We start from the raw sequence: 10,350 nt of genomic DNA on the forward strand, positions 1-10,350 counted from the left end.
CATGCGCAACGACACCGACCCCCGCAACGAGCAGGACCCGAAGACCATGGACGAGAACCCGTCACGAACCGCCACGACCCTGCGGGACGGCACCGGCCCCTCCCAGCAGGCCGTCGACATGGCCAACCTCGCCGAGGTCGAGGACGCGAAGCTGCGGCAGAAGACCGGCAAGTCCTACAGCCAGGGCCAGATGGTCCTGCGCAAGTTCCGGAACCACAGGGCCGCCATGCCCTCGGCCGTGTTCCTGGTCCTGATCTTCATCCTCGCGTTCAGCTCGATCGGCTGGGCCGGGATCCCCGGCTGGTGGGACAAGAGCTACCTGACCTCGTCCACGGTGGTCGACGGCGGCGCCCCCACCCTGTCCCTGGTCCCGCAGTGGCTGGGCGGGGAGGGCATCCGCTGGGGCGAGCACCCGTTCGGCCAGGACAACACGGGCAAGGACTACTTCGCCCTGGTCATGCGCGGCACCCAGCAGTCCCTGATCATCGCGCTGGTGGTCGGCCTGGTCTCCACCGTGATCGGTGCGACCATCGGTGCCATCGCCGGGTACTTCCGCGGGTGGATCGACTCCCTGCTGATGCGCCTGACCGACCTGATCATCGTGATCCCGCTGCTGGTGCTGGCCGCCGTGCTGGGCCGGATGACCTCCAGCCTCGATGCCGGCATCATCCCCCTGGCGGTCGTGCTGGGACTGGTCACCTGGACCTCCCTGGCCCGGCTGGTGCGCGGTGAGGTGCTGTCCCTGCGCGAGAAGGAGTTCGTGGCGGCCTCGGTGGCCATGGGAGCCCACCCGGCCCGCGTGATCGGCCGGCACCTGCTCCCGAACACCATCGGCGTGATCGTCGTCAACGCCACCTTCGCGATCGCCTCGGCCATCCTGCTGGAGACCTCGCTGTCCTTCCTGGGCTTCGGCGTCCAGGCCCCCGAGTCCTCGCTGGGCCTGCTGATCAGCCAGTACCAGAACGCCTTCACCACCCGTCCGTGGCTGTTCTGGTGGCCCGGCATGCTCATCCTGGCCATCGCCCTGTCCGTGAACTTCCTGGGCGACGGCCTGCGCGACGCGTTCGACCCCCGCCAGGGCGCGCGCACGGCGCGGAGGAACCGCCGCCTGGGCACCTTCGGCATCTCCGGTCGGGACAAGGCCCTCGACCGGGCCGCCACGGAGACCAGCGCCGGAGCCGGCGGCCGGGACGTGCCCGCCACCGGGGCGCTGAGGCCGACGACGACCTCCGCGGAACTGCGCGACGAGATCCACTCGGACGATGAGCCGCACGGGGGGCCCCGCCGGCACGGGGACCGCCGGAAGGGCAGGAACCGCCCGGACGGAGACCACCCGGGCGGAGACCGCCCGGACGAGCACCGTCGTGACGACCAGGAACCGAGAGACTGAGGAGGGGAGAGGCCATGGGCATCTTCGGACGCAAGAACCGTGAAGGGACCGCCGACGTGGTGGACGAGGCTCCCGGGCCGGGCTCGCACGCGGCCCGGCCGACGTCGGGCTCGTCCCCGGCCACCGGCTCGCTGGGGGTGGTCCAGCGCCACCCGGACCGCGACGGCAGGCCGATCCTGTCCTTCCAGGACGTCTCGGTGACCTTCGACACGGAGTTCGGCCAGGTCGAGGCGGTCAAGGGGGTCAGCTTCGACATCAAGCCGGGTGAGGTCGTCGCCCTGGTCGGTGAGTCGGGCTCGGGCAAGTCGGTCACCTCGGCCACCGCCATGGGCCTGCTGCCGAACAACGCGAACGTCTCCGGCACGGTGATGCTGGGCGACCGCGACGTCACCGCACTGGACGCCTCCGGACTGCGCCGGATCCGTGGCCGCCATGCCGCCATGGTCTTCCAGGAGCCGATGACCGCGCTGAACCCCGTGCTGACCGTGGGTGACCAGCTCACCGAGGCGCTGAACCTGCACGGGATCGCCTTCGGCACCGAGGCGGACCGCCGGGCCGCGGAGCTGCTGGAGATGGTCGGGATCCAGGACGCGAAGAACCGGCTGCGGCAGTACCCGCACCAGTTCTCCGGAGGCCAGCGCCAGCGCATCGTCATCGCCATGGCGATCAGCTGCTCGCCCGAGGTGATCATCGCCGACGAACCGACCACCGCACTCGACGTCACGGTCCAGGCCGAGATCCTCGAGCTGTTGCGCTCGCTCAAGGACCAGCTGAACACCGGCATCCTGCTCATCACGCACAACATGGGCGTGGTGGCGGACATGGCCGATCGCGTCTGCGTGATGCTGCGCGGCGAGCTGGTGGAGTCCGGCGAGGTCCACCAGGTCATGCAGAACCCCCAGCACCCATACACGCAACGGCTGCTGGCGTCCGTGCCGCGGCTCGGTGCCGAGCTGGAGGTCGCCGAACCGGAGCCGGTCACCGAGACCCAGTCGAGGGTCAGCTATGCCATCGAGGCCGAGGGGATGTGCATCGAGTACGACCACCGCGGCAAGAAGAACCGCGTGGTGCACGACATCGACTTCACGGTGTCCCCGGGGGAGATCCTCGGGCTGGTGGGGGAGTCCGGTTCGGGCAAGTCCACGATCGCCAAGGCCGTCCTGGGGCTGCTGCCCGTGGCCCAGGGCTCGTTGAGGATCCGCGGGGAGGACCTGACCCGGATGGCCGGTGGCGAGGCCCGCCGGATGCGCAAGCGCATCGGAGTCGTCTTCCAGGACCCCGCGGCCTCCCTGGACCCGCGCTTCCCGATCGGTGACGTCATCACCGAACCGATGGTCATCCACAAGGTGGGCAACAGGGCGTCGCAGATGCAGCGGGCCTACGAGCTGCTGGACGCCGTCAAGCTCCCGCGCTCGGTGGTCAACCGGTACCCGCACGAGCTCTCCGGTGGTCAGCGTCAGCGCATCTCCATCGCCCGGGCGCTCACCCTGGACCCCGAGGTGCTGATCGCGGACGAGCCGACCTCGGCCCTGGACGTGTCCGTGCAGGCCGCCGTGCTCGACATGTTCGCCGAGCTGCAGTCCCGGTACGAGTTCGCCTGCCTGTTCGTCTCGCACGACCTGGCCGTGGTGGACATGCTGGCCCACCGGGTGCTGGTCCTCAAGGACGGCCGCCAGGTGGAACAGGGCCCCACCGCCGAGGTGCTGCACCACCCGGCCGAGGACTACACGAAGCGCCTGCTGGCGGCCGCCCCGGCCCCGGACCCGGACGAGCAGCTGGCCAAGCGGACCGAGCGGCGCCAGCTGCTGCAGTCCCTGGGCGAGACCCCCTACTGAGGACGGCGGACGGGAGCGCTTGCCGGCGTCCCGTACAATCGGACGGGGCCTGTAGACGGCTTTGCCGGCAGCCCCGTACCTTCCGCCGTCCTCGATGAACAGGCACCTCTATGACTGAAACCCTCACCCAGCGCACCGATCTCCGCAACGTCGCCATCGTGGCCCACGTCGACCACGGCAAGACCACCCTGGTGGATGCGATGCTGCGCCAGGCCGGCGCCTTCTCCAGCCACGGTGAGGTGGAGGACCGGGTGATGGACTCCGGTGAGCTCGAACGCGAGAAGGGCATCACCATCCTGGCCAAGAACACCACCGTGTTCTACTCCGGTCCCGCGGCCAAGGGCGAGATGGTGACCTTCAACGTCATCGACACCCCCGGCCACGCCGACTTCGGCGGTGAGGTCGAGCGCGGGCTGTCCATGGTGGACGGCGTCGTGCTCCTGGTGGACTCCTCCGAGGGACCGCTGCCCCAGACCCGCTTCGTGCTCCGCAAGGCCCTGGCCGCCAAGCTGCCCGTCATCCTCGTGGTCAACAAGACCGACCGTCCGGACGCGCGCATCGACGGCGTCGTCTCCGACTCCATGGACCTGCTGCTGGGCCTGGCCTCGGACCTGGCCGACGAGGTCGAGGACCTGGACCTGGACTCCGTGCTGAACCTGCCGATCGTCTACGCCTCCGGCAAGGCCGGCAGGGCCTCCCTCGAGCAGCCGGCGGACGGCCAGCTGCCGGACAGCGAGGACCTGGAGCCGCTGTTCGCGACCATCCTGGAGCACATCCCGGCCCCGACCTACACGCCCGGTGAGGTGCTGCAGGCCCACGTCACGAACCTGGACGCCTCTCCCTTCCTGGGCCGCCTGGCCCTGCTGCGCATCTTCAACGGCACCCTGAAGAAGGGCCAGCAGGTGGCCTGGGCGCGTCAGGACGGGCAGCTGAAGACGGTGAAGATCACCGAGCTGCTCGGCACCAAGGGGTTGTCCCGCGAGCCGATCGAGTCGGCGGGCCCGGGGGAGATCGTGGCCGTCGCCGGCATCGAGGACATCATGATCGGCGAGACCCTCACCGATCCGGAGAACCCGAAGCCGTTGCCGCTGATCACGGTGGACGACCCGGCGATCTCGATGACCGTCGGCATCAACACCTCCCCGCTGGCGGGCAGGGTGAAGAACGCCAAGGTCACCGCCCGCCAGGTCAAGGACCGCCTCGACGCCGAGCTGGTCGGCAACGTCTCGCTGAAGGTCCTGCCCACCGAGCGTCCCGACGCCTGGGAGGTCCAGGGCCGCGGTGAGCTGGCGCTGGCCATCCTGGTGGAGCAGATGCGCCGCGAGGGCTTCGAGCTGACCGTCGGCAAGCCCCAGGTGGTCACCAAGACCATCGACGGCAAGGTCCACGAGCCGATGGAACTGATGACCATCGACACCCCGGAGGAGTTCATGGGCGCCATCACCCAGCTGATGGCCGCCCGCAAGGGCCGGATGACCGAGATGTCCAACCACGGCACCGGCTGGATCCGGATGGAGTTCAACGTCCCCGCCCGCGGCCTGATCGGCTTCCGCACCCAGTTCCTCACGGACACCCGCGGGGCCGGCATCGCCTCCTCCATCGCCAACGGCTACGAGCCCTGGGCCGGCCCGATCGAGTACCGCACCAACGGCTCGCTGGTGGCCGACCGCTCGGGCACCGCCACCCCGTTCGCGATGATCAACCTGCAGGAACGCGGCACGTTCTTCATCCAGCCCGGTTCCGAGGTGTACGAGGGCATGATCGTCGGCGAGAACTCGCGCGCCGATGACATGGACGTGAACATCACCAAGGAGAAGAAGCTCACGAACATGCGTGCGGCCTCCTCGGACTCCTTCGAGGGGCTGACCCCGCCGCGCAGGCTGACCCTCGAGGAGTCGCTCGAGTTCGCCCGCGAGGACGAGTGCGTGGAGATCACCCCCGAGGACATCCGCATCCGCAAGGTGATCCTGGACGCCAACGAGCGGAACAAGGCCAACCGCGCCCGTGCCCGCGCCTGAGGCGCCCCGGCGCAACACCCCGACACCGGACGGTCCCGGCCGGCACAACGACGCCCCGTCCGCGGTCATGGCCCCCTGGCGCGCCGCGCTGGGTGCGGTCCTGGTCGGGGCGGGCGTCGGGGTCCTGGGCACCGTGCTGCACACGCACTTCGCCTGGCTGGGTGAGACCGTCCTGCCGTGGGGAGCCGTCCTCGCGCTGGTGCTGGCCGCGTCCGCGCAGCTGTGGTGGACGCTGCGCTGCTCGGTCGCGTGGGCCGGTGGCGTGAGCGCCATCGTGGCCTTCACCACCGCGCTGGGGCTGTCCGCCTGGCCGGGACTGGACACCTTCGCGGTGGCCCTGACCGAGTACACGTTGCGCGTGGTCCCGGGCCCGGCGGTCTCCGGCGCGGTCTGGCTGTGGGGCCTGCCCGTGGTGGCCGTGCTCACGATGCTCGTGGCCCAGCCGCTCCTGCGGGTGCCCGCGTCACGGGACTAGACTGTCCGCAGAAACCTCTCGTCCGGCACGCCGCGTGGTGCCCGGACCCGAACCGACGAACCGCTGGAAGGTGGACGGTCTGAAGTGACGTACGTCATCGCCCTGCCGTGTGTGGACCTGAAGGACAAGGCCTGCATCGATGAATGCCCGGTGGACTGCATCTACGAGGGGGAGCGGATGCTGTACATCCACCCCGACGAGTGCGTGGACTGTGGCGCCTGCGAACCGGTGTGCCCCGTCGAGGCGATCTACTACGAGGACGACACGCCCGAGGAGTGGGCCGATTACTACAAGGCCAACGTGGAGTTCTTCGACGACCTCGGCTCCCCGGGCGGTGCGGCCAAGATGGGCCTGATCAACAAGGACCACCCGCTCGTCGCCGCGCTGCCCCCGCAGCCACAGCCGGCCGACCTGTAGTGCTCACACTGCCCGAGTACCCCTGGGAGTCCCTGGCGCCCTACCGGCGCACCGCAGCGGGCCATCCCGGGGGGATCAGCGACCTGTCCATCGGCACGCCCGTGGACGCCACCCCGGAACTGATCCAGCGTGCGCTGGCCGCGGCGGCCAACGCCCACGGGTACCCGACCACGCACGGCACGGCCGAACTGCGCGAGGCCATCGCCGCCTGGTACGCCCGACGTCGCGGCGTGCCCGGGCTGGACCCGCAGGCCGTGATCCCCACCGTGGGCTCCAAGGAGTTCATCGCCTGGCTGCCGCTGCTGCTCGGCATCGGCCCCGGGGACGTGGTGGTCCGCCCGACCGTCGCCTACCCCACCTACGACATCGGCGCGCTGCTGGTGGGTGCCGAGGCCGTCGCCGCGGACTCCCTGGACGACCTCGACGCCGGGACCCGCGCCCGCGTGAGACTGGTCTGGACCAACTCCCCGGCCAACCCCACCGGGCAGGTGGCCTCCGCCGACCGGCTGCGCTCCGTCGTCGACCAGGCCCGGCGGCTCGGCGCGGTGGTGGCCGGGGACGAGTGCTATGCCGAGCTCGGCTGGGACCGGTGGGACGACTCCGCGGCCGGCACGCCCTGCATCCTCTCCGAGGAGGTCTCCGGCGGGGACCACACGGGCCTGCTCAGCGTGTACTCACTCTCCAAGCAGTCCAACCTGGCCGGTTACCGGGCCGCGTTCGCGGCGGGGGACCCGGGCCTGGTGAGGAACCTCGTCAACAGCCGCAAGCACGCCGGGATGATCGTCCCGGCGCCGGTGCAGGCCGCCATGACGGTCGCGCTGGGCGACGACGCCCACGTGGCCGCACAGAAGGACCGGTACCGCGCCCGGCGGTCGCTGCTGAAGGACGCCCTGACCTCGGCCGGCCTGGTCGTGGACCACTCCGAGGCGGGGCTCTACCTCTGGACCCGGGACGGCACCCGGGACGGTGCGCCCAGCGAGGCGGACAGCTGGGCGCTGGTCGGACAGCTCGCGGAACGGGGCATCCTGGTGGGCCCGGGCACGTTCTACGGCACGGCCGGCAACGGCTACGTCCGGGTCGCGATCACGGCCACGGACGACGCCGTCGCCCGGGCCGCGGAACGGCTTCGCGCCTGGCGTTAGGTCGTCACCGATTCCGTGCATCAGCCCGGTGCTTGGTAGCGTTGACGAGGATTGAATCATCGCGACCCCCACCCCTCGGTGCCGTGGTCCGCGTCACCGACGAACTCATGAGGGAGTACCCATGACCGAGAACACTTCGGCAGCGCTGTCCGTCGACGGCACGAGCGTCGACCTACCCCGCGAGCAGGCGACCGCCGGCAACGACGGTCTGAACATCGGGCCCCTGCTGAAGAACACCGGTCTGGTCACCTACGACCCGGGGTTCATGAACACGGCCAACACCAAGTCGGCCATCACCTTCATCGACGGCGACGAGGGCGTGCTGCGCTACCGCGGTTATCCCATCGAGCAACTGGCCGAGAACTCCTCCTTCCTGGAGGTCGCCTACCTGCTGATCTACGGCGACCTGCCCACCGGTGACCAGCTGGGAGCCTGGGACGAGAACATCCGCCGCCACACCATGCTCCACGAGGACCTCAAGGGCTTCTTCGGCGGCTTCCCGCGGGACGCCCACCCGATGCCGGTCCTGTCCTCCGCGGTGTCCGCGCTGTCCACGTTCTACCCGGACTCCCTGGACCCGTTCGACGAGGAACAGGTCCACATCTCCACCATCCGGCTGATGGCCAAGCTGCCGGTCATCGCCTCCTACGCGTTCAAGAAGTCGCTGGGCCAGCCGATGCTGTACCCGGACAACTCGCTGAACCTGGTGGAGAACTTCCTGCGCCAGTGCTTCGGCGTCCCGGCCGAGCCCTACGAGCTGGACCCGGACATGGTCAAGGCCCTGGACATGCTGCTCATGCTGCACGCCGACCACGAGCAGAACTGCTCCACCTCCACCGTGCGCCTCGTGGGCTCCTCGCAGGCCAACATGTTCGCCTCCGTCTCGGCCGGCATCAACGCCCTCTACGGCCCGCTGCACGGCGGGGCCAACGAGGCGGTGCTGAACATGCTGCACCGCATCAAGGACGAGGGTGTCAGCCCCGAGGACTTCATGGAGAAGGTGAAGAACAAGGAGGCCGGCATCAAGCTGATGGGCTTCGGCCACCGGGTCTACAAGAACTACGACCCGCGCGCCAAGATCATCAAGAAGACCGCCGAGGACATCCTGGGCAAGCTCGGCGGCCACGACGAACTGCTCGAGATCGCCCAGCGCCTCGAGGAGAAGGCCCTGGCCGATGACTACTTCGTGGAGCGCCGCCTCTACCCGAACGTCGACTTCTACACCGGCGTGATCTACAAGGCCATGGGCTTCCCGGAGAAGATGTTCACCGTGCTGTTCGCCCTGGGCCGCCTGCCCGGCTGGATCGCCCAGTGGCGCGAGCTGATGCAGGATCCGTCCACCAAGATCGGCCGGCCGCGCCAGGTCTACACCGGCTACGACCTGCGGGACTACCCGGGCCGCTGAGCCCGAGCACCCGTCCGCGTCTCCCGGTCATCCCGACGACACCCCGGCCGTCCCGGCGGGGGCGTGGTCGGGATGACCGGGATTCGTGCGTCTGGGGACCGCTCAACCCGCCAGGGTGATGGTGACCGCGCCCTCGGTCCCGGTGGCCGGCGACCAGCCGTGGTCCGCGCGGACCCAGCCCTGGCCGCCGAAGGACGCCGCCGTGACGCCGTACTGCCGCGCGTTGGCCACGGCCCACTGCACCAGGGCCCAGCCGCGCGCGCCCGTGGCCGGGATGGTCACGGTGTGCCCGTCCCCGGAGACCGCGGGATCCACGTCCGAGAGCTGGTCCGTCAGGGCGGCCACCAGGGCCCGGGCGTCCCCGGGGCCCTCGGGTGAGCGCAGCACGCAGTTCAGCCCGGCGGGGGAGTGCCCGGTCAGGGCGGACGCGTAGGCCCGGCCCTCCGGTTCGTGGTCGGCATAGGCATCGGGGTACGCCGAGCGCTGGACGGTCTGGGCGGCCACGGTGATGTCCAGGTCCTCGAAGTCCGGGACCAGCAGCTCGAGCTCCTGGTAGAACCGGTTCGTGGCGTACACCGGGTCCATGACCTGCTCCTCGGACCCCCAGCCCTGCGAGGGCCGCTGCTGGAACAGCCCGCGGGAGTCGGGCCCGGCCTCGTCCCCGTAGTCGATGTTGCGCAGCTTGGACTCCTGCACGGCGGTGGCGATGCCGATCGAGGCCGCCCGGGCGGGCAGCCCGCGGTCCATGGCCACGGCCGCGATCAGGGCGGCGTTGGCCGCCTGGTCCGGGGCGAGGCCGAAGGACTCCGTGCCGACCACGGCGGTGCACCGCTCCCGCACCAGGATCTCGGAGGAGTCGATGAACCGGGAGGCGGCCCAGAACCCGCCCGCCACGAGCACCGCGCAGACCACGAGCACCCCGAGTGCGCGCCGGCGCCGCGTCCGGCGGGGGCTCATCGGTACGCCCGGGCGTCAGTTGGCGTGCAGCGCGTCATTGAGCACGACGGTCTGCCCGGCCCGGGGCAGGGCCTGGACCTGGCCGGTGGAGGAGTCGCGGCGGAACAGCAGGTTCGGGACCCCGGACAGGTCCAGCGCCTTGACCACGGACTCGGTCCCCGAGTCCTGCTTCACGGTCACCCGGGTCCCGGCGGTCACGTACAGCCCGGCCTCCACCACGCAGTCGTCGCCCACGGAGATGCCCACGCCGGCGTTGGCGCCCAGCAGCACGCGCTCACCGATGACGATGCGCTGCGTGCCACCGCCGGAGAGGGTGCCCATGATGGAGGCCCCGCCGCCGACGTCGGAACCGTTACCGACCACCACACCGGCCGAGATCCGGCCCTCCACCATGGAGGCGCCGAGCGTGCCGGCGTTGAAGTTCACGAAGCCCTCGTGCATCACGGTCGTGCCCGCGGCCAGGTGGGCTCCGAGCCGCACCCGGTCGGCGTCGGCGATCCGGACCCCGGAGGGGAGCACGTAGTCCGTCATCCGCGGGAACTTGTCCACGCCGTACACCGCCACGGGGCCGCGGGCGCGCAGCTTCAGCCGGGTCGCCTCGAAGCCGTCGGTCGAGCAGGGACCGGCGCTGGTCCACACCACGTTGGCCAGGGTGCCGAAGATCCCGTCCAGGTTGAGGGTGTTGGGGGCCGCCAGGCGGTGGGACAGCAG

The 10,350-nt window shown here is 70.4% G+C and carries 9 protein-coding genes; 7 read left to right on the top strand and 2 right to left on the bottom strand.

Going from position 1 to position 10,350, the window contains the following annotated elements; all coding sequences use genetic code 11:
* The first annotated feature begins 1 nt into the window (after nucleotide 1).
* The 7 genes from PLJ28_RS09005 (at nucleotide 2) to PLJ28_RS09035 (ending at nucleotide 8,682) form a co-directional block, all read left to right on the top strand.
* Nucleotides 2–1,390, top strand: coding sequence for an ABC transporter permease (locus PLJ28_RS09005; protein ID WP_324590045.1), 1,389 nt, complete (start codon nucleotides 2–4; stop codon nucleotides 1,388–1,390).
* A gap of 14 nt (nucleotides 1,391–1,404) precedes the next feature.
* Nucleotides 1,405–3,225 (top strand): ABC transporter ATP-binding protein, encoded by a 1,821-nt coding sequence (locus PLJ28_RS09010; RefSeq protein WP_298045543.1) that lies wholly within the window; start codon nucleotides 1,405–1,407, stop codon nucleotides 3,223–3,225.
* A gap of 110 nt (nucleotides 3,226–3,335) precedes the next feature.
* Nucleotides 3,336–5,243 carry a translational GTPase TypA gene (typA, locus tag PLJ28_RS09015; protein ID WP_298045545.1) on the top strand — a complete coding sequence of 636 codons (1,908 nt, stop codon included), beginning with the start codon at nucleotides 3,336–3,338 and terminating at the stop codon, nucleotides 5,241–5,243.
* Nucleotides 5,230–5,718 (top strand): hypothetical protein, encoded by a 489-nt coding sequence (locus tag PLJ28_RS09020; RefSeq protein ID WP_298045546.1) that lies wholly within the window; start codon nucleotides 5,230–5,232, stop codon nucleotides 5,716–5,718. The genes typA and PLJ28_RS09020 overlap by 14 nt, the downstream gene beginning before the upstream one ends.
* An 84-nt stretch (nucleotides 5,719–5,802) precedes the next feature.
* Nucleotides 5,803–6,135, top strand: a complete 333-nt coding sequence (gene fdxA / locus PLJ28_RS09025; RefSeq protein ID WP_010144448.1) for a ferredoxin — start codon at nucleotides 5,803–5,805, stop codon at nucleotides 6,133–6,135.
* Complete coding sequence (gene dapC / locus PLJ28_RS09030) at nucleotides 6,135–7,277, top strand: succinyldiaminopimelate transaminase (RefSeq protein WP_324590046.1); 1,143 nt, start codon at nucleotides 6,135–6,137, stop codon at nucleotides 7,275–7,277. The genes fdxA and dapC overlap by 1 nt, the downstream gene beginning before the upstream one ends.
* 121 nt (nucleotides 7,278–7,398) lie before the next feature.
* A complete protein-coding gene (locus tag PLJ28_RS09035; protein WP_010144451.1) occupies nucleotides 7,399–8,682 on the top strand; it encodes a citrate synthase in 1,284 nt (427 codons plus the stop codon).
* Nucleotides 8,683–8,784: 102 nt separating this feature from the next.
* On the opposite strand, the gene PLJ28_RS09040 is transcribed toward PLJ28_RS09035, so the two are convergent.
* Together PLJ28_RS09040 and PLJ28_RS09045 are read right to left on the bottom strand one after the other, a co-directional pair.
* Nucleotides 8,785–9,639, bottom strand: a complete 855-nt coding sequence (locus tag PLJ28_RS09040; protein WP_298045550.1) for a hypothetical protein — start codon at nucleotides 9,637–9,639, stop codon at nucleotides 8,785–8,787.
* A 15-nt stretch (nucleotides 9,640–9,654) separates the two neighbouring features.
* Nucleotides 9,655–10,350: DapH/DapD/GlmU-related protein (locus PLJ28_RS09045; protein WP_324590047.1), on the bottom strand; the 696-nt coding region annotated here is incomplete at its 5' end.

The sequence above is a fragment of the Citricoccus sp. genome (assembly GCF_035445025.1).
GTDB lineage: Bacteria > Actinomycetota > Actinomycetes > Actinomycetales > Micrococcaceae > Citricoccus.

Coding starts and splice junctions, on each gene's coding strand:
- PLJ28_RS09010 (WP_298045543.1), top strand. CDS start 1,405: ATGGGCATCTTCGGACGCAAGAACCGTGAAGGGACCGCCGACGTGGTG.
- typA (WP_298045545.1), top strand. CDS start 3,336: ATGACTGAAACCCTCACCCAGCGCACCGATCTCCGCAACGTCGCCATC.
- PLJ28_RS09005 (WP_324590045.1), top strand. CDS start 2: ATGCGCAACGACACCGACCCCCGCAACGAGCAGGACCCGAAGACCATG.
- PLJ28_RS09035 (WP_010144451.1), top strand. CDS start 7,399: ATGACCGAGAACACTTCGGCAGCGCTGTCCGTCGACGGCACGAGCGTC.
- PLJ28_RS09040 (WP_298045550.1), bottom strand. CDS start 9,639: ATGAGCCCCCGCCGGACGCGGCGCCGGCGCGCACTCGGGGTGCTCGTG.